22 protein-coding genes, 1 pseudogene and 1 riboswitch are annotated in these 21114 nt (G+C 54.6%); of the genes and pseudogenes, 12 read left to right on the top strand and 11 right to left on the bottom strand.

From position 1 onward, the window contains the following. Positions 1-80 precede the first annotated feature (80 nt). Positions 81-425 (top strand): RidA family protein, encoded by a 345-nt coding sequence (locus BM007_RS16340; protein ID WP_024909862.1) that lies wholly within the window; start codon positions 81-83, stop codon positions 423-425. 6 nt (positions 426-431) lie between these two features. Here the strand turns inward: BM007_RS16340 and BM007_RS16335 are convergent, their stop codons facing one another. Then, positions 432-614: a YoaH family protein gene (locus tag BM007_RS16335; RefSeq protein WP_008500497.1), complete on the bottom strand. Its 183-nt coding sequence runs from the start codon at positions 612-614 to the stop codon at positions 432-434. Positions 615-675: 61 nt separating this feature from the next. Between BM007_RS16335 and pabB the strand changes: the two genes are divergently transcribed. The 4 genes from pabB (at position 676) to BM007_RS16315 (ending at position 5865) form a co-directional block, all read left to right on the top strand. Further along, entirely contained in the window at positions 676-2001 is a 1326-nt protein-coding gene (gene pabB, locus BM007_RS16330; RefSeq protein ID WP_061714888.1) for an aminodeoxychorismate synthase component 1, read from the top strand. Between the two features lie 6 nt (positions 2002-2007). Further along, the gene (locus BM007_RS16325) at positions 2008-2586 is read left to right on the top strand and encodes a CoA pyrophosphatase (RefSeq protein ID WP_048029449.1); all 579 of its coding nucleotides are present in this window, start codon (positions 2008-2010) and stop codon (positions 2584-2586) included. Between the two features lie 185 nt (positions 2587-2771). Further along, a complete protein-coding gene (gene sdaA, locus BM007_RS16320) occupies positions 2772-4136 on the top strand; it encodes an L-serine ammonia-lyase (protein WP_024909859.1) in 1365 nt (454 codons plus the stop codon). A gap of 130 nt (positions 4137-4266) precedes the next feature. Then, on the top strand, positions 4267-5865 hold the full coding sequence (locus BM007_RS16315; RefSeq protein ID WP_090419814.1) for an EAL domain-containing protein: 1599 nt from the start codon (positions 4267-4269) through the stop codon (positions 5863-5865). 6 nt (positions 5866-5871) lie between these two features. Here BM007_RS16315 and yoaE read toward each other — a convergent pair whose 3' ends face one another. Beyond that, on the bottom strand, positions 5872-7431 hold the full coding sequence (gene yoaE / locus BM007_RS16310) for a CNNM family cation transport protein YoaE (protein WP_032647743.1): 1560 nt from the start codon (positions 7429-7431) through the stop codon (positions 5872-5874). A 462-nt stretch (positions 7432-7893) separates the two neighbouring features. On the opposite strand from yoaE, the gene manX reads away from it, so the two are divergent. The 5 genes from manX to mntP all read left to right on the top strand — a co-directional run bounded on the left by manX (position 7894) and on the right by mntP (position 12049). After that, the gene (gene manX / locus BM007_RS16300) at positions 7894-8859 is read left to right on the top strand and encodes a PTS mannose transporter subunit IIAB (RefSeq protein WP_024909730.1); all 966 of its coding nucleotides are present in this window, start codon (positions 7894-7896) and stop codon (positions 8857-8859) included. Between the two features lie 46 nt (positions 8860-8905). Next, positions 8906-9706, top strand: a complete 801-nt coding sequence (gene manY, locus BM007_RS16295; protein ID WP_024909729.1) for a PTS mannose transporter subunit IIC — start codon at positions 8906-8908, stop codon at positions 9704-9706. A 12-nt stretch (positions 9707-9718) separates the two neighbouring features. Next, the gene (locus tag BM007_RS16290; RefSeq protein WP_006810994.1) at positions 9719-10570 is read left to right on the top strand and encodes a PTS mannose transporter subunit IID; all 852 of its coding nucleotides are present in this window, start codon (positions 9719-9721) and stop codon (positions 10568-10570) included. Positions 10571-10625: 55 nt separating this feature from the next. Beyond that, positions 10626-11084 carry a DUF986 family protein gene (locus tag BM007_RS16285; RefSeq protein ID WP_090419811.1) on the top strand — a complete coding sequence of 153 codons (459 nt, stop codon included), beginning with the start codon at positions 10626-10628 and terminating at the stop codon, positions 11082-11084. 198 nt (positions 11085-11282) lie between these two features. After that, positions 11283-11472, top strand: a riboswitch (yybP-ykoY riboswitch). Between the two features lie 10 nt (positions 11473-11482). Continuing rightward, the gene (mntP, locus tag BM007_RS16280; protein ID WP_090419896.1) at positions 11483-12049 is read left to right on the top strand and encodes a manganese efflux pump MntP; all 567 of its coding nucleotides are present in this window, start codon (positions 11483-11485) and stop codon (positions 12047-12049) included. Here mntP and rlmA read toward each other — a convergent pair. From rlmA to mgrB, 7 genes and pseudogenes are all read right to left on the bottom strand, one after another. Beyond that, positions 12046-12861, bottom strand: a complete 816-nt coding sequence (rlmA, locus tag BM007_RS16275) for a 23S rRNA (guanine(745)-N(1))-methyltransferase (protein ID WP_048992199.1) — start codon at positions 12859-12861, stop codon at positions 12046-12048. The two genes, mntP and rlmA, sit on opposite strands and share 4 nt — an antisense overlap. A 65-nt stretch (positions 12862-12926) precedes the next feature. Continuing rightward, entirely contained in the window at positions 12927-14627 is a 1701-nt protein-coding gene (gene ftsI / locus BM007_RS16270) for a peptidoglycan glycosyltransferase FtsI (protein ID WP_090419808.1), read from the bottom strand. A gap of 237 nt (positions 14628-14864) precedes the next feature. Next, positions 14865-15074, bottom strand: a complete 210-nt coding sequence (gene cspE, locus BM007_RS16265) for a transcription antiterminator/RNA stability regulator CspE (protein ID WP_001062678.1) — start codon at positions 15072-15074, stop codon at positions 14865-14867. A gap of 13 nt (positions 15075-15087) precedes the next feature. Then, positions 15088-15232 (bottom strand): annotated as a pseudogene (locus BM007_RS16260) (DUF2627 domain-containing protein). A 525-nt stretch (positions 15233-15757) separates the two neighbouring features. Continuing rightward, positions 15758-16747, bottom strand: coding sequence for an MBL fold metallo-hydrolase (locus BM007_RS16255; RefSeq protein WP_090419804.1), 990 nt, complete (start codon positions 16745-16747; stop codon positions 15758-15760). A gap of 23 nt (positions 16748-16770) precedes the next feature. Further along, entirely contained in the window at positions 16771-17061 is a 291-nt protein-coding gene (locus BM007_RS16250; RefSeq protein ID WP_090419801.1) for a YebO family protein, read from the bottom strand. A gap of 74 nt (positions 17062-17135) precedes the next feature. Continuing rightward, on the bottom strand, positions 17136-17279 hold the full coding sequence (gene mgrB / locus BM007_RS16245; RefSeq protein ID WP_006175995.1) for a PhoP/PhoQ regulatory lipoprotein MgrB: 144 nt from the start codon (positions 17277-17279) through the stop codon (positions 17136-17138). A gap of 160 nt (positions 17280-17439) precedes the next feature. On the opposite strand from mgrB, the gene BM007_RS16240 reads away from it, so the two are divergent. Then, on the top strand, positions 17440-17679 hold the full coding sequence (locus BM007_RS16240; protein ID WP_090419798.1) for a YobH family protein: 240 nt from the start codon (positions 17440-17442) through the stop codon (positions 17677-17679). A gap of 65 nt (positions 17680-17744) precedes the next feature. Here the strand turns inward: BM007_RS16240 and kdgR are convergent, their stop codons facing one another. Continuing rightward, complete coding sequence (kdgR, locus tag BM007_RS16235) at positions 17745-18536, bottom strand: DNA-binding transcriptional regulator KdgR (RefSeq protein ID WP_023312208.1); 792 nt, start codon at positions 18534-18536, stop codon at positions 17745-17747. 179 nt (positions 18537-18715) lie between these two features. Between kdgR and BM007_RS16230 the strand changes: the two genes are divergently transcribed. Further along, positions 18716-20089, top strand: coding sequence for an MFS transporter (locus BM007_RS16230; protein WP_024909721.1), 1374 nt, complete (start codon positions 18716-18718; stop codon positions 20087-20089). Positions 20090-20139: 50 nt separating this feature from the next. On the opposite strand, the gene htpX is transcribed toward BM007_RS16230, so the two are convergent. Next, positions 20140-21021 carry a protease HtpX gene (gene htpX / locus BM007_RS16225; protein ID WP_014884290.1) on the bottom strand — a complete coding sequence of 294 codons (882 nt, stop codon included), beginning with the start codon at positions 21019-21021 and terminating at the stop codon, positions 20140-20142. Between the last annotated feature and the right edge of the window lie 93 nt (positions 21022-21114).

The following is a 21114-nucleotide window of genomic DNA, read 5'->3' as shown; positions in this document are numbered from 1 at the left end:
GTGCCACCCCAAATAGTGACGACAGGAGAACAATATGGCAGTCTTGCCGCCTGATGACGAAAAATAACGAGGAAACGTTTATGACAATTGTGCGCATTGATGCCGAAGCCCGCTGGTCTGATGTGGTGATCCATAACCAGACGCTCTACTACACCGGCGTCCCGGCTAACCTGGACGCGGATGCGTTCGAGCAGACGGCAAATACCCTGGCGCAGATTGACGCGGTGCTGGAAAAACAGGGCAGCGACAAATCCCGCATTATGGATGCGACGATTTTCCTGGCAAACAAAGATGACTTCGCGGCAATGAACAAAGCCTGGGATGCGTGGGTGGTGGCGGGTCACGCGCCTGTACGCTGCACCGTACAGGCCACGCTGATGAAGCCGGAATACAAGGTCGAGATTAAGATTATCGCGGCGGTTTAAGCCCGATTACTCTTCATCTTCATCCTCGAAACGCGCCACGATCCGCTCGCCGGTATGCGTGGCGCGCAGTTCTTCCGCCACCTGGGAAATCGCCTGTCCGCTGCTCATCCCCTGGGACATCAGTTCCTGAATTCGCTCAACCGCTTTCTGCTGCTGTTCATGGCTCAGAGAAGGTAAACCTGCAAACATCGTCAACTCCTGCTAAATTATTCGCGCTAATTATTTCACGCTGCCCGGTAGTATGCCATACATGAACATGCGCTTCCCCACTGTTATTACCCTGCCCTGGCGGACAGACGCCGCTGAATACTGGTTTGCCCGCCTGAGCCATCTTCCGTTTGCGATGCTGCTGCATTCCGGCCATGCGGATCACCCCTATAGCCGCTTTGATATTCTGGTCGCCGATCCGCTGAAGACGCTGACAACCGATGACCTGTCGCTGACGGACGATCCGCTGGTGCAGCTTCAGCACGACATTAACGCGCTGGGCTTATCTGCCACACCCAACCCGGACCTTCCTTTTCAGGGGGGCGCGCTGGGCCTGTTTGGCTACGATCTGGGTCGCCGTTTCGAAACGCTGCCGGAGCATGCGCAGGCTGATATTTCCCTGCCCGACATGGCCGTGGGGCTGTATGACTGGGCGTTAATTGTTGATCACCAGAAAAAAACGGTTTCCCTGCTGAGCCATCGTGACGTGCAGGCGCGTCTGGCCTGGCTTGAGGCGCAACAGGCTGCACCCGCAGAGACGTTCACGCTGACCTCCGACTGGCGCTCGAACATGAGCGCCGCAGAGTATGGCGAAAAATTCGCGCGCGTTCAGGCGTATCTGCAAAGCGGTGACTGCTACCAGGTTAACCTTGCCCAGCGCTTCCAGGCGACATACCGGGGAGATGAGTGGCAGGCGTTTACCCGCCTTAATGCCAGCAATAAGGCGCCGTTTAGCGCGTTTGTGCGTCTGGAACAGGGGGCGATCCTCAGCCTGTCGCCCGAGCGTTTTATTCATCTGGCCGAGGGCACGATTCAAACCCGTCCGATTAAAGGCACCTTGCCGCGTCTTGCCGATCCCGACGCCGACCGCAAGCAGGCGGAAAAACTCGCCGCCTCGCCGAAAGACCGCGCCGAAAACCTGATGATTGTCGATCTGATGCGTAACGACATTGGCCGGGTGGCCGTTCCGGGGAGCGTCCGCGTGCCGGAACTGTTTGTCGTCGAGCCTTTCCCGGCGGTGCATCATCTGGTCAGCACCATTACCGCGCGGCTGCCTGACTCGCGCACGGCCTGCGACCTGCTGCGCGCGGCGTTCCCGGGCGGCTCCATCACCGGCGCGCCAAAGGTGCGGGCGATGGAGATCATTGATGAGCTGGAGCCGCACCGCCGCAACGCCTGGTGCGGCAGCATCGGCTATATCAGCCTGTGCGGCACGCTGGATACCAGCATTACCATTCGTACGCTGACCTCCTGCAACGGAAACCTTTACTGTTCGGCCGGAGGCGGCATTGTTGCCGACAGTGAGGTCGATGCGGAATATCAGGAAACCTTTGATAAAGTTAACCGTATCCTGAAACAACTGGAGTAATCACGGGTGGAAAAAGAGAACCTGACGCTGGATGACTTTTTATCGCGTTTTCAGCTATTACGACCGCAGGTTAATCGCGAAGCGCTGAATCAACGTCAGGCGGCCGTGCTGATCCCGGTCGTGCGTCGCGCGCAGCCGGGCCTGCTGCTCACCCAGCGTTCCGCCCATTTACGCAAGCACGCGGGTCAGGTCGCTTTTCCGGGGGGCGCGGTAGACAGCTCCGACGCCTCGCTGATTGCCGCCGCGCTGCGCGAAGCGCAGGAAGAGGTGGCCATTCCGCCGGAGGCCGTTGAGGTCATCGGCGTGCTGCCGCCCGTCGACAGCGTCACCGGTTTTCAGGTCACGCCGGTTGTCGGCATTATCCCGCCGGGCCTGCAGTATCACGCCAGCGTCGATGAAGTCTCTGCGGTGTTTGAAATGCCGCTGGAGGAAGCCCTCCGACTGAGTCGTTACCACCCGCTGGATATTCAGCGTCGTGGGCATGACCATCGGGTCTGGTTGTCCTGGTATCAGCATTATTTTGTCTGGGGCATGACGGCGGGCATTATTCGTGAGCTGGCGTTGCAAATCGGCCTGAAGCCTTGACTATACTTTACATTCCGCCCTCTTCTGCCAGGTTTGCGATCTGCGTCGCGCTATTAGCAAAACCCATCGTTAACCATTAGTTTAATTCATGTGAATAGTTAAGCCGAGGTCGGTGTTCCCTCTTACACTATGCGCAGTTATAACATCGTTACTGGAACCCCGGTAACCCTGTCAGGAGTGTGAAAGTGATTAGTATATTCGACATGTTCAAAGTGGGAATTGGCCCTTCGTCTTCCCATACTGTTGGCCCGATGAAGGCCGGTAAACAGTTCGTCGATGATCTGGTCGAAAAAGGATTACTGGAAAGCGTTACCCGTGTCGCCGTGGATGTTTACGGCTCGCTGTCATTAACGGGTAAAGGCCACCACACCGATATCGCCATTATTATGGGTCTGGCAGGCAACATGCCGGATACCGTTGATATTGATGCCATCCCGGCATTTATCCGCGACGTGGAAACACGCGGTCGCCTGCTGCTGGCAAACGGCCAGCAGGAAGTCGATTTTCCGCAGGATGACGGCATGCGTTTCCGTAGCGACAACCTGCCGCTGCATGAAAACGGCATGACCATTCACGCCTGGAGCGGTGAAAAAGAGATCTACAGCAAGACGTACTACTCCATCGGCGGTGGCTTCATCGTGGATGAAGAGCATTTTGGCAAAGACAGCGTCGGCGACGTCAACGTACCGTACCCGTTCAAATCGGCTACCGAGATGCTGGGCTACTGCAAAGAGACCGGTCTTTCACTGTCCGGTATGGTGATGCAGAACGAGCTGGCCCTGCACAGCAAAAAAGAGATTGAAGACTATTTTGCGAACGTCTGGCAAACCATGCGCGCCTGTATCGATCGCGGGATGAACACCGAAGGCGTTCTGCCGGGTCCACTGCGCGTACCGCGTCGTGCCTCCGCCCTGCGCCGTATGCTGGTGACCACGGACAAGTTTTCCAACGACCCGATGAACGTGGTTGACTGGGTAAACATGTTTGCCCTGGCCGTTAACGAAGAGAACGCCGCCGGTGGCCGCGTCGTGACGGCGCCAACCAACGGCGCGTGCGGCATTGTTCCTGCAGTGCTGGCGTATTACGACCACTTTATTGAGCCCGTGACGCCGGATATCTATATTCGCTATTTCCTGGCGGCAGGTGCCATCGGTGCGCTGTACAAGATGAACGCCTCCATCTCCGGTGCGGAAGTGGGCTGTCAGGGTGAAGTCGGCGTGGCCTGTTCCATGGCGGCGGCAGGTCTGGCAGAGCTGCTGGGCGCAAGCCCTGAGCAGGTCTGCGTGGCGGCTGAAATCGGTATGGAACATAACCTCGGTCTGACCTGTGACCCGGTCGCGGGCCAGGTGCAGGTGCCGTGCATCGAGCGTAACGCGATTGCCTCAGTGAAAGCCATCAACGCCTCACGTATGGCGATGCGCCGTACCAGCGAACCTCGCGTATCGCTGGATAAGGTGATTGAAACCATGTACGAAACCGGCAAAGACATGAACGCGAAATACCGCGAGACGTCCCGTGGTGGCCTGGCCATTAAGGTGCAGTGCGACTAATACTGCCTTTCGCCCATCTGCAACGGATGGGCGAATTTCCCTCTTCTTCCTCGTCTCCCGCTGTTTTCCCCACTACACTTTCACTGTTGCGTCCGGCTTTTGTGGCTGGTGGCTTATCAGGCGACCGTTCATGCAAACTGCACAAACGATCATTAAAAACTATCGCCGAAAACGCGTTATCGTCTGTGTCACGGTTGCGCTCCTCACACTCATTCTGACGTTAGGCATTCGCTTTATTTCACAGCGCAATGTTAACCAACAGCGGATCCTCGATTTTACCAGCCACACCGTCCGCGCCCTTGATAACATACTGCTTTCTCTGGAGAACCGCCGCAGCGTGCTGCAGCCCCTGGTGGGACAGCCCTGTCCCCAGGCGCACCTGGCGCTGCGAAAGCAGGCCGCCATTTTGCAGACGGTACGCTCTATCGCCCTGATTAAAGACGGTATCCTGTACTGCTCGAGTATTTTCGGGAGCCGCGATGTGCCCGTTCGTGACTTCCTGAAGGAACTCCCCGCCAGCACGACGAAGCTGATTTTATCCACCGACCAGTGGTTGCTTAAGGACAGCCCGATATTGATTCAGTGGTATCCCGTTTCTCAGGACGGTGAAGCAGGCGTCATCGAGATCATCAATATCGATCTGATCGCCAAAATGATCCTCGAGCCCCAGCGCCCGCTTATCAATGACGTGGCGCTAACCGTGGGCGATCGTTTTCTGCGCTATGGTCAACGCGTCAGCGACAGCCTGACGTTTGATGATAAAGACTCTCTTTTCCAGCAGTCATCAACCCGAAATCCTTTCACCATTACGGTCAGCGGGCCAGGTCCTGGAGCATTAGCCTTAAAAAGCCTGCCAGCCCAGCTGCCGCTGGGGCTTATGCTGAGCCTGTTGCTGGGCTATCTCGCCTGGCTGGCGACGGCAAACCGGATGAGCTTTACGTGGGAGATTGATATGGGCATTGCGGGGCGGGAATTTGAGCTTTTCTGCCAGCCGTTGGTGAATGCCCGCACCCAGGCGTGTACTGGCGTGGAGATCCTGCTGCGCTGGAACAACCCCCGTCAGGGTTGGATCACCCCGGAGGTGTTTATCCCTCTGGCAGAAGAACATAACCAGATTGTCCCCCTGACCCGCTATGTCATCGCCGAAACGGTGCGCCAGATAGGCTACTTCCCTTCCAGCGCCGGTTTTCACATCGGCATTAACGTTGCCGCCAGCCATTTCCGTCACGCGGTGTTGATACAGGACCTGAACCGTCTCTGGTTCAGCGCCTGTCCGCGTCAGCAGCTGGTGATAGAACTCACGGAACGGGATGCGCTGCTGGATGCGGATTATCGCATCGTGCGCGAACTGCATCGCAAAGGGGTGAAGCTCGCCATCGACGATTTTGGCACCGGGAACAGTTCCCTCTCCTGGCTTGAGAAGCTGCACCCGGACGTCCTGAAAATCGACCAGTCGTTTACCACCGCCATCGGCACCGACGCCGTGAACTCGACGGTGACGGATATGATTATTGCGCTGGGCCAGCGGCTTGATATTGAACTGGTTGCTGAGGGGGTCGAGACAGAGGAGCAGGCGCGCTATTTGCGCCGCCACGGCGTACCTGTCCTGCAGGGCTTTTTCTATGCGCGGCCCATGCCGCTACGGGATTTTCCGAAGTGGCTGGCGGGGAGCGCCCCCCCGCCAGCGCATCATAACGGGCACATCGTGCCCTTAATGCCGCTGCGCTAAGCCGGCTTACTCATCTTCGTCGTGGGCTGATTGTTCTTTAACAATACGAACCATATCAACGCGATAGTCGTTGGCTTCAACGATCGTAATGTGCAGCGGCGAAAGCTCGATCACATCTCCGACGCGCGGGATTTGCCCGTTAACCGCGATCACCAGACCAGCAACGGTCGCGATGTCTTCTTCATCGTTGATCACGTTTTCCAGCCCCAGCGTGTGCGAGAGCGCGTGCAGGTCGGTGGTACCTTTAACCAGCCAGCCTTCACCGTCGGCAACAATCTCTGGCGTTTCGTCTGCATCCGGGAACTCACCGGCAATCGCTTCCAGCACGTCCAGCGGCGTGACCAGCCCCTGCACCACACCAAACTCGTTGGTGACGATAACAAAGCTACCGCGAGCGCGACGCAGCACCCCGAGCAGGTTGATCGGATCCAGCGTTTCCGGCACGACAATCGCAGGCGACGCCGCAGCAACGGCTTCCACGTTGACGCCCTCTTCCAGGGCCACCAGCATCTCTTTCGCCCGCACGACGCCGATGATCTCATCCAGCTCACCACGACACACCGGGAACAGGCTGTGCGGTGAAGAGAGCAGCTGCTGGCGAATTTCATCAACGCTCAGGTTAGCATCGACCCAGCTGATTTCCCCGCGCGGCGTCATGATGCCGCGCAGCGAACGGGAGGCCAGGGAGAGCACGCCGTTAATCATGTAGCGTTCCTGTTCCACAAACGCCCCTTCCGGGACCGGAACCGGATTATGGTTTTCGGAATCAGACTGAACGTTCACCTGACGACGACCGCCCATCAGGCGCAGAATGGCATCTGCGGTACGGGCACGCAGCGGCTGATTCGACTGCTGCTTAATAAAGTTACGACGCGCAATCTGGTTGAACAGCTCGATCAGGATCGAGAAGCCAATCGCGGCGTACAGGTAGCCTTTCGGAATATGGAAGCCAAAGCCTTCCGCCACCAGGCTCAGACCAATCATCAGCAGGAAGCTCAGACACAGCACGACCACCGTCGGATGCTGGTTGACGAAGCGCGTCAGCGGCTTCGAGGCCAGCAGCATAACCGCCATTGCAATAACGACAGCCGCCATCATTACCGGCAGATGGTTGACCATGCCGACCGCAGTGATCACCGCATCCAGCGAGAAGACCGCATCAAGCACCACGATCTGCAGTACCACTACCCAGAAGCTGGCATAGCCTTTACCGTGCCCATCATCGTGCTGACGGTTTTCCAGCCGCTCGTGAAGCTCTGTCGTCGCTTTGAAGAGCAGGAATATCCCCCCGATCAGCATGATTAAATCACGCCCGGAGAAGGTGTAATCCATGACGGAGAACAGCGGTTTGGTCAGCGTGACCATCCAGGAGATGACGGAGAGCAGCCCCAGTCGCATGACCAGCGCCAGCGAGAGACCAATCAGACGCGCTTTATCACGCTGTTTTGGCGGCAGTTTGTCCGCAAGGATGGCGATAAACACCAGGTTATCAATGCCGAGAACAATCTCCAGCACCACCAGCGTGAGCAATCCCACCCAGATTGACGGGTCCATTAAGAATTCCATGACAAGCTCCTGCTAAAGGAATGACGAAACGGTGCCCCACTCAATGTGGGCAAAACAGAGGTAAACAGAGTCGATACGTGGCGAGGATCGCCGGTGAATAAGGCGCGAAATGGCCTGGTAGATGACTGACGTCGGTGACGGTCCATATAGTGGGCTGTAGCCCTATACTCCTGAACAATTAAACGGAGGCTAAACATATCAGAGACACTGTGTTTTTAGCAAAGATTTACGTTCCTTTGCAAAGTTCTGTAACACAGCCGCTTTACGCTACAGATAAATCTGTAACGCGTGGCTAAATTACGGATCTTCATCACATAAATTATTTTTTCACTATCTAAAATAATTCGCGGAAGTCTTAGTTTTTTGAACTCTAACCCTTATCTGAATCGATTCGGTTCGCCAATACGATTCTCAGTACGACTGCCTGGCAGGCGTATTAATGATAATAAAAGGAGGTAGCAAGTGACCATTGCTATTGTCATAGGCACACATGGTTGGGCTGCTGAGCAGCTACTCAAAACGGCAGAGATGCTGTTGGGCGAGCAGGAAAACGTCGGCTGGATCGATTTCGTTCCCGGTGAAAACGCCGAGACGCTGATTGAGAAGTACAACGCTCAACTCGAGAAGCTGGATACCAGCAAAGGCGTGCTGTTTCTCGTTGATACATGGGGCGGCAGCCCGTTCAATGCTGCCAGCCGCATTGTCGTCGATAAAGAGCACTATGAAGTTGTCGCCGGGGTCAACATTCCCATGCTGGTGGAAACCTTCATGGCGCGCGACGACAATCCGACGTTCGATGAGCTAGTGGCACTGGCCGTTGAAACCGGTCGCGAAGGGGTTAAGGCCCTGAAAGCGCAGCCGGTTGAAAAACCTGCCCCTGCGCCTGCAGCGGCACCGAAAGCGGCAGCACCGGCAAAACCGATGGGCCCGAACGATTACATGGTTATCGGCCTTGCGCGTATTGATGACCGCTTAATCCACGGCCAGGTCGCCACGCGCTGGACCAAAGAGACCAACGTTCGACGCATTATCGTGGTCAGCGACGAAGTGGCCGCCGATACCGTTCGTAAAACCCTTCTGACTCAGGTTGCTCCTCCTGGCGTTACCGCGCACGTCGTGGATGTCGCCAAGATGATCCGCGTTTACAACAACCCGAAATACGCGGGTGAACGCGTGATGCTGCTGTTCACTAACCCGACAGACGTTGAGCGCATTGTTGAAGGCGGCGTGAAAATCACCTCCGTGAACATTGGTGGTATGGCATTCCGTCAGGGCAAAACGCAGGTCAACAACGCCATTTCAGTCGATGCGAAAGATATCGAGGCATTCAACAAGCTGAATGCGCGCGGTATTGAGCTGGAAGCCCGTAAGGTTTCCACGGATCAAAAACTGAAAATGATGGATTTGATCGGCAAAGTTGGGAAATAAGCCCGCGCCGGTTCTCATATAAAGTTTACGTAATAGGAGAAGTGCAATGGAGATTACCACTCTTCAGATTGTGCTGGTGTTCGTGGTCGCATGTATTGCGGGTATGGAATCCGTACTTGATGAATTTCAGTTCCACCGCCCGCTGGTGGCCTGTACCCTGATTGGGGCCGTTCTGGGTGACATGAAAACCGGTATCATCATCGGTGGTACCCTGGAAATGATCGCCCTGGGCTGGATGAACATCGGCGCGGCGGTTGCGCCCGATGCCGCGCTGGCCTCTATCATTTCTACCGTTCTGGTTATTGCCGGTCACCAGAGTATTGGTGCAGGTATCGCCCTGGCAATCCCGCTGGCAGCCGCAGGCCAGGTTCTGACCATCATCGTTCGTACTATCACCGTTGCCTTCCAGCACGCGGCGGATAAGGCGGCCGACAACGGCAACCTCACGGCACTGTCGTGGATCCACGTTTCATCCCTGTTCCTGCAGGCGATGCGTATCGCGATCCCGGCGGTTATCGTGGCGATCTCTGTCGGTACCAGTGAAGTCCAGAGCATGCTGAACGCCATTCCAGAAGTGGTCACCGGCGGTCTGAACATCGCGGGCGGTATGATCGTGGTCGTCGGTTATGCGATGGTCATCAACATGATGCGCGCAGGCTACCTGATGCCGTTCTTCTACCTCGGCTTCGTGACCGCTGCCTTCACCAACTTCAACCTGGTTGCACTGGGCGTGATTGGTGCGGTGATGGCGATTCTCTACATCCAGCTCAGCCCGAAATATAACCGCGTCGCGGGTGCCCCAGCGCAGGCTGCTGGTAACAACGATCTCGATAACGAACTGGACTAACAGGTGAGCGAAATGGTTGATATGACAAAAACTACCACCGAGAAAAAACTCACTCCGGGTGATATTCGTGGCGTGTTCATCCGTTCTAACCTGTTTCAGGGTTCATGGAACTTCGAACGTATGCAGGCGCTGGGCTTCTGCTTCTCCATGGTACCGGCGATCAAACGCCTGTACCCGGAAAACAACGAAGCGCGCCGTCAGGCCATCAAGCGTCACCTGGAATTCTTTAACACCCATCCTTACGTTGCGGCTCCCGTACTGGGCGTAACGCTGGCAATGGAAGAACAGCGTGCAAACGGCGCAGAGATTGACGATGGTGCTATCAACGGTATCAAAGTCGGTCTGATGGGTCCGCTGGCCGGTGTCGGTGACCCTATCTTCTGGGGTACCGTGCGTCCGGTCTTCGCGGCACTGGGTGCCGGTATCGCGATGAGCGGCAGCCTGCTTGGCCCGCTGCTGTTCTTCATCCTGTTCAACGCCGTGCGTCTGCTGACCCGTTACTACGGCGTGGCCTACGGCTACCGTAAAGGGGTGGACATCGTTAAGGACATGGGCGGCGGCTTCCTGCAGAAACTGACTGAGGGGGCGTCAATCCTCGGCCTGTTTGTCATGGGCGCGCTGGTAAACAAGTGGACGCACGTGAACATCCCGCTGGTGGTATCGACCATCACCGGACAGGATGGTCAGACGCGCGTCACCACCGTGCAGACGATTCTGGACCAGCTGATGCCGGGCCTGGTGCCGCTGCTGTTGACCTTCGCCTGCATGTGGCTGCTGCGTAAGAAAGTGAACCCGCTGTGGATTATCGTTGGCTTCTTCGTCATCGGTATCGCGGGCTACGCCGTCGGCCTGCTGGGTCTGTAAGTTTCAATGCTATAGGCCGGGGGCTTGCCCCCGGTTTTTTTTATCTGGAGGATGAATGACTGTCACGGACATCGTACTGGTTTTATTTGTTGTTGCCCTTCTGGCTTACGCGATCTATGACGAGTTCATCATGCCTCGCCGTCACGGCGAGATGCTGCTCTCCCTTCCCCTTCTGCGACGCGGGCGCGTGGATGCCTTTATCTTCGTGGGTCTCATCGCCATTCTTATTTACAATAACGTTACCAGCCATGGTGCATTATTAACCACATGGTTATTATGTGCGCTGGCATTAATGGCGATTTATCTGTTCTGGATCCGCACGCCGAAAATCATTTTTAAATCCCGCGGATTTTTCTTCGCCAATGTGTGGATAGAATATAACCGTATTAAAGAGATGAATTTATCCGAAGACGGCGTGCTGGTGATGCAATTAGAACAACGCCGCCTGCTTATTCGGGTGAAGAATATTGACGACCTGGAAAAGATATACAAGTTACTCGTTAAAACTCAATGAGTTAGATATATAGCAATGGCTATATACTGCGTTTATCTGGCGCAAGAAATATAGCCAAAGCTATATCTACTTCGTTAATTTTATCTCTATTTGTTAACGATATTTTCACGCCTAAAGACAAATGAAAATCGTTATCAACAAGCATTTTAAATAATGCCTCTTCATTGTTGTTTTATATTCTCAAAATATGTTAAGGTTGCGCCCGTCGTTGGGGAGTAGCCGATTTCCTGTTCGCAGGAAATGTACGTGTCAACATACTCGTTGAAAAACGTGGCACGTACGGATCGCTGACAGCACATCTCATGTGCAGCGCGATCAGGCGAGACCATAGATACATCAACTGCTGTTTACTGGGGGCAGTGATGTGTCATATGGATATCCCCGGTCTGGACGCTGTTATGAATATCTCCGCTACGATCCTTCTCGCTTTTGGCATGTCCATGGACGCATTCGCTGCTTCCATCGGAAAAGGCGCCACGCTCCACAAACCTAAGTTCTCAGAAGCCCTGCGTACCGGTCTGATTTTTGGCGCTATCGAAACGCTGACGCCGCTTATCGGCTGGGGTCTTGGCATGCTCGCCAGCCAGTTCGTGCTGGAGTGGAACCACTGGATTGCGTTCATCCTGCTGGTATTTCTCGGTGGCCGAATGGTGATTGAAGGTTTTCGCGGCAGCGATGAAGAAGACGAGGAGCCTCAGCACCGCCACGGGTTCTGGCTGCTGGTCACCACGGCCATTGCCACCAGCCTTGATGCGATGGCCGTCGGTGTCGGTCTGGCATTCCTGCAGGTCAATATCATTGCCACCGCGCTGGCCATCGGCTGCGCAACCCTGATTATGTCCACGCTGGGCATGATGGTCGGACGGTTTATCGGCCCGCTGCTGGGTAAACGCGCTGAGATCCTGGGGGGGATTGTGTTGATTGGCATTGGTGCCCAAATCCTCTGGGCACACTTCGCCGGTTAATCTTCGCGCTGCCAGAGGTGGATACTGAAGTCCGTCTGGCAGCCAAATGTTGAGTGTGCCGCTAACGCTTCCCATACTTCCGGTTTTGCCCGCCACGCGAACGGCGTCATCTGCAATAACGCGACGGCCTCTTCCCCTTTCAGCGTCATTTCGTACGCCACCGATTCCGCTTGCTTCAGGGTAAAACCGGCAAGCTGCTCAGAATGCGGGGCATGCAGACGCACTTCGTCGTAGATCAGCCCTTTCAGCTCCATCAGATGACGCGGGCCCGGCGTCACGGTGACTACCCATCCGCCCGGTTTTACCACGCGAGCCAGCTCTTCCGCCTTGCAGGGCGCGTAAATGCGAATAACCGCGTCCATACTGGCATCGTCAAACGGAAGTCGGTGGCTGGATGCCACGCAGAACGTTACGTCCGCGTAACGCTTTGCCGCTGCGCGAATCGCCACTTTCGACACGTCCAGACCGAACGTCTGTGCGCCCTTCTCACGAGCAACCTCCGCAAACCGTGCGGTGTAGTATCCTTCCCCACAGCCGATATCGAGCATGGCGGTGGCTGAATCCGGCAGAATGTCATCCAGCATCTGCGCGACGGTCTCCCGCAGCGGCAGATAGTGCCCGGCATCAAGAAATGCGCGTCGCGCCTGCATCATCTCTGCACTGTCGCCTGGATCGCGGGAGCGTTTATGCTGCACCGGCAGAAGATTCACGTAGCCTTCTTTTGCCCTATCAAACTGATGCCCCTGCGGACAAGTATAACTTTTATCTGAGTGCGTCAGGGGGGCGTGGCAAAGGGGACAGCTGAAGGACATGGTGACTCCGGAGCATAATCAAAGGGCGAAGTGTACCGCTATTCGCCCTGGTTATAAACGCCCGGTTAACGCATAACGATAAGGTGATCGGACCCTGCCGGTAACCCGTCAGGTTTCACATTTTCCAGACGCAGCACGTTGCCCATAATCTCACTGAAGACAGGGGCGGAGACGGCCCCGCCGTAGTAGGCACCATTTTGCGGATCGTTAATCACCACCACCAGGGCAAAACGCGGATTGCTGGCAGGTGCAACCCCTGCGGTGTAGGCGACGTATTTATCGACATACTTCCCGCTATCGTCAATTTTCTTCGCCGTACCGGTTTTCACCGCCACCCGGTAATCACGAACGGCGGCCTTAACCCCTCCGCCGCCCGGCAGCGCAACGCTCTCCATCATATGCTCCACCTCGTGCGCAATCTCTTCTGGCATGACGCGTTGCCCGATAACAGGGGGATCGATACGCGTAATCGAGAGAGGTCGCTCAAGCCCGAAGCCGCCAATCGTGGCGTAGACGTGCGCCAGCTGGAGCGGCGTCACCATCAGCCCGTAGCCGAAGGCAAATGTCGCGCGGTCGAGCTGGCTCCAGTATTTACGCTGGGGCAACAGCCCCGCGCTCTCACCCGTTAAGCCAAGCCCCGTATTCGTGCCGAATCCAAAATTTCGGTAGGTATCAATAAGATGCTGGACAGGCATTGCCAGGGACAGTCGGGACACGCCGGTGTCGCTCGATTTTTGCAGGATCCCGGTCATTGTCAGTTCAGGATAATAGCCCACATCGCGGATACGATGCCCGTCGAGGGTATACGGATGCGTGTCAATGACGCTGTCCGGCTGCACCAGCCCCTGCTGCAGGGCCGTCATCAGCACCAGCGGCTTGACCGTGGAACCCGGTTCGAACGTATCGCTGATCGCACGGTTGCGAAAATCGTTTATCGTTGCGCCTTCCCGGTTATTGGGGTTGAAATCCGGATAGCTCGCCATGGCGAGTATTTCCCCTGTGGGGATATTAATGAGCACCGAGGCCCCAGACTCGGCCTTGTTCCAGGCCACGGCATTATCGAGCGCATCCTCGGTGATGGTTTGCAGACGCTCGTCGATACTTAACTGGATGTTATGCGCCGGCGCGGGCGCAACTTCCGTCAGGTTTTCAACCACGCGTCCATAGCGATCTTCCCTTACCTGGCGCACACCCGCCTTGCCGGTCAGCTGCGCGTTGAAGCTTTTTTCCACGCCCTCAATGCCCTGCCCGTCAATATTGGTGAAGCCAATCAGGTTCGCTGCCACATGGCCGGCAGGATAAAAACGGCGGGATTCATCGCGTAAATTGATGCCGGGCAGATTCAGTTTATCTATCCACTTTGCCTGTGCCGGATCGACCTGACGGGCAAGATAAATAAAACGGCCCTGCGGGTTGGCGTTGATTCGCGCCGAGAGTGCGCCCAGGGAGAGATGTAGCGCGTTTGCCAACGCCTGCCAGCGTTCGTCGACGCCAACGCCTCCTTTTGCCAGCACCGTTTTAGGATCGGCCCAAACGGCCCGTACAGGCACGCTCACCGCCAGGGGACGACCTTCGCGATCCATTATCATGCCGCGCGGCGCATCAATCGCCAGCTGGCGGAGGGAGCGCATATCTTCCTGCTTCACCAGATTGTCAGGCTTGATGATTTGCAGCCAGGCTACGCGGCCAAGTAAAAAGGCCAGACTACAGAAAATAGCTAAACAGAGCAGCGCAAAACGCGCTGGCGTGAAATTGCCAGCGGTCATTATCAATTTCTTCTTCACCTGAACCCCAGGACTGTTAAACAACGCCCTGATTTAACGGGAAAAGATGCGCTTAGGGAGGCGAAACAGTGCTACTAACCTCGCAGCTTTGCAACAAGTTACTAACAAGACCGTGAATGGTAATATTTTGAAAGATTAAGGACATAAAAAAGCCCCGCGTTATGCGAGGCTTTATGTCTGAGAGTGAAGTGCTAAGCGCTTCAGTCAGCAGCGGTTCGATCAGATAGCAGTTACGTTAACTGCAGCTGGGCCTTTCTGGCCGTCCTGAATTTCGAACTCAACGTTCTGGCCTTCAGCCAGAGTTTTGAAGCCGTTACCCTGGATTGCAGAGAAGTGTACGAACACGTCTTTGCTGCCGTCAGCAGGAGTAATGAAACCAAAACCTTTAGACTCGTTGAACCACTTAACTTGACCTTTAATCTTTGCCATTTTGCAAAATTCCTTAGAGTGTTTTCTTAGCCCGCAGGCATTAACTGAGATAAAACTGAGACATTACTGCATGAGGCACTAATATAAGGTTCGGCAGAGAAGCGGTATTCAACGACAACGTGTTTACTCAGGACTTCTTTACTGAAAATGCCACACATAAACAGAACTGTACCTCGTTTGACCCAAAACGTGTTATCACACACTATGTTTAATATGGCAAGCCATTTTTAAACATGTCTCGATCCGCCGCACAAATTCGAACAGTGCCTGTCAGGTTTTGCACAATTATGCGCATCACGTCCAGACAGCCCTGCTGCGTAACAAAGACCCAGCGTTGCTTTCACAACCGCTGTAATCTAAGACTTTTTTAACATAGCTCAATCATTACGAACCGTCCAGCAAACAGGAAAAGAAATCTTACGTCTTGATTGAGTTAGAACAATTTGTGAAAACTTATGCTTAAATCATTGTAACGCGACCAAATTGTTTCAGAGAAAAAACAGTGTTAATAACCCGCGCCCAGCTGTATTAAAATGCACCAGCGAATAAACAGCGTTATGCACCAAAATAATGAAATTTTTATGACTCTGCATCAAAAGAAGGCAAGCAAAACGTTTCGATAAAAATAAAACATTCCTGCGCGCCTTTACATCAACAATATATGCAACAATTTATCGCTTCGTTTATAAGGATAAATATTCACCAATCTTCAGTATCCTGAAAGAATGGTTAACTGGTGCTAAATTATCGAGTGCGTGAGTTAACTCCTGCACAGGTTCATCTAAGGATTCATCTGCCAGTTCAAACACGCCCCAGTGAATAGGGAACGCCAGAGGTGAGCCCAGCTGCTGCCACAATGCCACCGCAGATTGCGGATCCATATGATGGACAGCCATGAACCATCGTGGGGCATAGGCACCAATCGGTAACGCGGCGGCATCTATCTGGCCCAGGCGTTCAGGAATTAACAGCAGCTCAGGTGAATAACCGGTATCACCGCTAAACCAGAAACGGTGATGCCGTCCTTCCATCACCCAGCCGCACCACAATGAGCGATTGCGGTTCCATGGCGTGCGCATACTCCAGTGTTGAGCCGGTACGGCGGTCAGCGTCATCCCTTGCCAGGTGAAACTCTGCCACCAGTCTAGCTCAACCACGCGTTTTGCTCCCCGACGCCGAAACCAGTCGGCCAGGCCCAACGGAACAAAAAAACTGACGTCGGGGAAGCGTTTGAGGATACGGCGAATGGTCGCGTCATCAAGATGATCGTAATGATTATGAGAGATGACGACCGCATCAAGCTGATGAAGCTGATCGACTGACAGCGCGGGAGGCGTTTTGCGCTGTGGTCCCAGGAAAGGGAGAGGAGAAGCACGTCGCGAAAACACCGGGTCGGTAAGGATGATATTGCCGTCCAGCTGCAGCAACACGCTCGCGTGTCCGAGCCACCACACCCCATCTTCATGAGTTTGCGTAAGCTCAACCGGATGCCACCACTGGCGGATAAAGTCTTCATAACCCAGCGCGGGCGGCTTCGGTAAACCGGCCTCTTTACGCGCTTTACGCCAACGGTCGAGGTCGCCGGGTTGATGTCCAACAGGATCGGTATTACGAAAACCGTTCGGGGTGTGATGTTTCAGGGAGGGGTCATACCAGGGGTTTTTCCAGACCACAGCCACCTCCCAGGACAAAAAGATTAACGCTCAGCCACCAGGCGGATAAAGTCATCTTCGTCTTTGTTATCTTCAGCGACTGCGTCTTTCGGCGCGTCTTTCTCTTCCGGTTCGTTAGCCTCACACAGACGGCGTAGCAGCGCATTCTGACGTTTTTGCTGATCGAGCAGCGCTTCCAGCAGTTCAATCTGCTCGTTAGTACGGGAACTGGCGCGATTCACAAAAAACCAAATGACCAGCCCGACAAGCAGAACAACCATAGAAATCATCAGGGATGCTATATTTAGCAGCCCTGAATTCAGTAACTCACCCATTTCACCACCTCAATAAAAACGTCTATTTTACCACTGGCGCGAAGGAAGGAAATCACCTTGAGAAAAAATGCGTGTTACCACGGAATAAATTTATTGATTGCGCAAACGCCGCTAAAAAACTGTACATCCTGATCGCACATCACATTGATCGTCTGCGTCCATAACACCACGCACGCTATCAGCACGATAATCAGAATTACCCAGCGTATTTTTTTCACTCCACACTCCGTCTAATGACCTGATGTAACGAGGTTATCACGCTTATCTTAAACAAGGGCTAACTATGCCGCCATCGCGCTTTTTTCAGAATCCTGCACTTGTTTCGTTTCGTAAACCGTTTACGCTAGCATTATGATAACAACGATAAAAGAGGTAATGATGCGCTTAATCATTCGAACAATTATTGCACTGGCCATTGTCTGGATTGGCCTTCTGCTAACGGGTTATGGCGTACTTGTGGGAAGCACCGAAAATGCTGCCGGGTTAGGCATTCAGTGTAAATACTTAACAGCACAAGGAATGAGCACTGCGCAATATCTGCATACTGACAGCGGGATTGTTGGCTTAACCCACTGTCCGGTCCTGCGTAAGACTTCCGTCGTGATTGATAATGGCTAGTCAGCCGGGTAAATGACCGACAAAAAACGCCGCAACAGATGCGGCGTTTTTTATGTGAACAGAGATTAGAACGGGTAGTCGTGATACCCCATCTGTTCAGAAATCTTACGTGCGGCAGTGTGGAGAATAGCCACATACTCATGCAGACGCTCTTCGGAGAAACGTAAGGTTGGGAAAGAGATACTTAAGCCCGCGATCACCACGCCAAAACGGTCAAATACCGGAACGCCGATGCAGCGCAGTCCCTCTTCCTGCTCCTCGTTATCTTCGCCATACCCCTGCTCGCGTACGCGATCGAGCACCGTTAGCAGCGCGTCCGTGCTGGTAATGGTTCGTGAGGTACTTTGCTTGTATTCCACGCCTTCGAGGATCTGCTTCACTTCCTCACGATCGCGCCACGCCAGCAGAACTTTACCAATGGCGGTACTGTAGAGCGGGTTGCGACGACCAATGCGCGAATACATGCGCAGATTGTACATGGAGTCGATTTTATGGATGTAAACAATGCTGTCTTCATCCAGCGCGCCGAGATGGATGGTCTCTTTAGTGAGGCGAGAGATTTCACGCATCTGAATATCGGCGCTGCGGATCAGGTCAACATTTTGTAGCGCGCGGGCACCCAGCTCAAACAGCTTCAGCGTCAGGGAGTATTTTTCAGATTCGCCTTCCTGGGCAACGTAACCCAGCGATTTCATGGTCTGCAAAAAGCGATATACGGTGCTTTTTGACATCATCACGCGCTGTGACAACTCTGTAATACCTATTTCACGCTCCTCTCCCAGCGCCTGTAAGATGCCAAACACCTTCAGCACGGAAGAAACAGAATCTGGCTGTTTATCCAAATCCGCAATAGCCATTTACCACCTCATAGCGAGTGTTTTATAAAAATCAGAACCGGTTTTTATTATAAGTTCCCGTCATGTCACCTGCAATCAATCCCCGTTTACTTCGTTACAAATCTGCGACATATCGCGGCTGTAACAATGCTAAAATAGTTACCCTGAGAATAATTTCACGCTGAGCTTTTTTAACCCTAATGGAAAAGACCCTTTCCGATGGCCTGCCTTTACCCCAGCGGTATGGCGCGATAGCGACCATCATTATCGGTATATCAATGGCGGTCCTTGACGGCGCAATCGCAAACGTTGCCCTGCCAACCATCGCCAGCGACCTGCACGCCTCTCCCGCCAGTTCGATATGGATTGTTAACGCCTATCAGATTGCGATCGTGGTTTCCCTGCTCTCGTTCTCTTTCCTGGGCGATATGTTCGGTTACCGTCGGGTGTATCAGTGCGGTCTGGTGGTTTTCACCTTTACGTCTTTGTTCTGTGCTCTTTCAGATTCACTGCATACCCTGACGCTTGCCCGCATTGCGCAGGGTTTTGGCGGCGCGGCGCTCATGAGCGTAAACACGGCGCTGATCCGCTTAATTTATCCGCAGCGTCATCTGGGGCGAGGAATGGGGATAAACTCGTTTATTGTCGCCGTCTCTTCTGCCGCCGGGCCAACGATTGCGGCGGCGATCCTTTCCGTTGCGTCATGGCAGTGGCTGTTCGCCATCAACGTGCCGCTGGGTATTGTCGCCATCTTCTTTGCCCTGCGCTTTCTTCCCGCTAACGGTCCCAAAAGCACCATGCCGCGCTTTGATGTGGCGAGTGCGGTGATGAATGCCCTGACCTTTGGCCTGTTGATTACGGCGCTGAGCGGATTTGCGCAGGGACAGTCTCTGATGCTTACCGGCGCGGAGCTTATCGCCCTGCTGGCGATCGGCTTCTTCTTTGTTCGCCGCCAGCTCACTCTCCCTGTGCCTCTACTGCCTGTTGATCTGCTGCGTATTCCCCTCTTTTCCCTCTCCATTTGCACGTCTGTCTGCTCGTTCTGCGCCCAGATGCTGGCACTGGTCTCCCTACCCTTCTTTCTGCAAAGCGTGGTTGGACGTTCAGAGGTGGAGACCGGCCTGCTGCTCACCCCCTGGCCGCTGGCGACCATGGTGATGGCACCGCTGGCAGGTTATTTAATTGAACGCGTCCATGCCGGTTTATTGGGTGCTTTGGGGCTGGCGGTGATGGCGACAGGCCTTTTCGCGCTGGCATTGCTACCGTCATCGCCAACCGATCTGGACATCATCTGGCGCATGATCCTGTGCGGCGCGGGGTTTGGTCTGTTCCAGTCCCCTAACAACCACACCATTATCACCTCCGCGCCGCGTCATCGCAGCGGAGGAGCCAGCGGTATGCTGGGGACCGCGCGTCTGCTGGGCCAAAGCAGCGGTGCGGCACTGGTCGCCCTGATGTTTAACCTTGCCGGACAAAACGGTAACCACATTGCGCTTCTCACCGCAGGTGCCCTTGCTTCCCTCGCGGCGGTCGTCAGCGGCCTGCGGGTGACACAGCCCAGGGTTCAGGCATAAAAAAAGCCGGGCAGAGTGTTCTCCTGCCCGGCTTATTAGGGTTCCTGGCGTTACTTCAGGTATTCCCCACTGCGCAGCGCTTCAATACGTTTATCCAGTGGCGGGTGAGACATAAACAGCTCGCTCAGCGATTTGGATTTACCGTTAATGCAGAAGGCCATCATGCTGTTCGCTTCCTGCGGCTCGTAGCTGGTTTTCAGACGCTGCAGCGCGGCAATCATCTTCTCACGACCAACCAGCTTCGCAGAGCCGGCATCCGCGTGGAATTCACGGTGACGAGAGAACCACATGGTGATGATGCTGGCCAGAATACCGAATACCAGTTCCAGAACCATCGACACGGCGAAGTAGATCAGCGGGTTGCCGTTGCTCTCTTCACCTTCGTCGCGGTTGCCGCCCATAAAGCCAGCCGCAATCTGCGCCAGGATACGGGAGATGAAGATCACGAAGGTGTTCACCACACCCTGAATCAGGGTCATGGTCACCATGTCACCGTTGGCGATATGGCTGATTTCGTGGGCGATAACCGCTTCAGCTTCGTCACGGCTCATGTTCTGCAGCAGACCGGTGCTGACGGCAACCAGTGACGCATCGCGACGGGCGCCCGTGGCAAACGCGTTGATGTCCGGGGCATGGTAAATCGCCACCTGCGGCATGGCGATGCCGGCCTGACGGGATTGCTGAGCCACCGTATTCATCAGCCATTGTTCCATATCGTTACGCGGCTGTTCAATAACCTCACCACCCACCGATTTCAGTGCCATCCACTTCGACATCAGCAGGGAGATGAACGAGCCACCAAAACCAAACAGCAGCGCCATAATCAACAGACCCTGAACGCTGCTCGACTGAATTCCTGTCAGGCTTAGCACGAGCCCGAAAACCACCATGACCGCCAGGTTGGTGAGCAGGAAGAGCGCGATTCGCATCATAATTTTCTTTTTACCTCAGTTTAACAAAACGCACTATGCGATTACCCACATCGTATGGGTATTACGGTTATTTTCAAGCATCCGGCGGGCGTA

The organism is Enterobacter sp. NFIX59, assembly GCF_900113755.1.
Lineage (GTDB): Bacteria > Pseudomonadota > Gammaproteobacteria > Enterobacterales > Enterobacteriaceae > Enterobacter > Enterobacter pseudoroggenkampii.
This window is presented reverse-complemented; position numbering and strand designations above follow the sequence as displayed.

Excerpts from the sequence above, each read along its gene's own strand:
- BM007_RS16340 (WP_024909862.1), top strand. The coding sequence starts at position 81 with ATGACAATTGTGCGCATTGATGCCGAAGCCCGCTGGTCTGATGTGGTG.
- BM007_RS16335 (WP_008500497.1), bottom strand. The coding sequence starts at position 614 with ATGTTTGCAGGTTTACCTTCTCTGAGCCATGAACAGCAGCAGAAAGCG.
- pabB (WP_061714888.1), top strand. The coding sequence starts at position 676 with ATGAACATGCGCTTCCCCACTGTTATTACCCTGCCCTGGCGGACAGAC.
- BM007_RS16315 (WP_090419814.1), top strand. The coding sequence starts at position 4,267 with ATGCAAACTGCACAAACGATCATTAAAAACTATCGCCGAAAACGCGTT.
- yoaE (WP_032647743.1), bottom strand. The coding sequence starts at position 7,431 with ATGGAATTCTTAATGGACCCGTCAATCTGGGTGGGATTGCTCACGCTG.
- manY (WP_024909729.1), top strand. The coding sequence starts at position 8,906 with ATGGAGATTACCACTCTTCAGATTGTGCTGGTGTTCGTGGTCGCATGT.
- BM007_RS16290 (WP_006810994.1), top strand. The coding sequence starts at position 9,719 with ATGGTTGATATGACAAAAACTACCACCGAGAAAAAACTCACTCCGGGT.
- BM007_RS16285 (WP_090419811.1), top strand. The coding sequence starts at position 10,626 with ATGACTGTCACGGACATCGTACTGGTTTTATTTGTTGTTGCCCTTCTG.
- mntP (WP_090419896.1), top strand. The coding sequence starts at position 11,483 with ATGAATATCTCCGCTACGATCCTTCTCGCTTTTGGCATGTCCATGGAC.
- rlmA (WP_048992199.1), bottom strand. The coding sequence starts at position 12,861 with ATGTCCTTCAGCTGTCCCCTTTGCCACGCCCCCCTGACGCACTCAGAT.
- ftsI (WP_090419808.1), bottom strand. The coding sequence starts at position 14,627 with ATGACCGCTGGCAATTTCACGCCAGCGCGTTTTGCGCTGCTCTGTTTA.
- cspE (WP_001062678.1), bottom strand. The coding sequence starts at position 15,074 with ATGGCAAAGATTAAAGGTCAAGTTAAGTGGTTCAACGAGTCTAAAGGT.
- BM007_RS16250 (WP_090419801.1), bottom strand. The coding sequence starts at position 17,061 with ATGGGTGAGTTACTGAATTCAGGGCTGCTAAATATAGCATCCCTGATG.
- BM007_RS16240 (WP_090419798.1), top strand. The coding sequence starts at position 17,440 with ATGCGCTTAATCATTCGAACAATTATTGCACTGGCCATTGTCTGGATT.
- kdgR (WP_023312208.1), bottom strand. The coding sequence starts at position 18,536 with ATGGCTATTGCGGATTTGGATAAACAGCCAGATTCTGTTTCTTCCGTG.
- BM007_RS16230 (WP_024909721.1), top strand. The coding sequence starts at position 18,716 with ATGGAAAAGACCCTTTCCGATGGCCTGCCTTTACCCCAGCGGTATGGC.
- htpX (WP_014884290.1), bottom strand. The coding sequence starts at position 21,021 with ATGATGCGAATCGCGCTCTTCCTGCTCACCAACCTGGCGGTCATGGTG.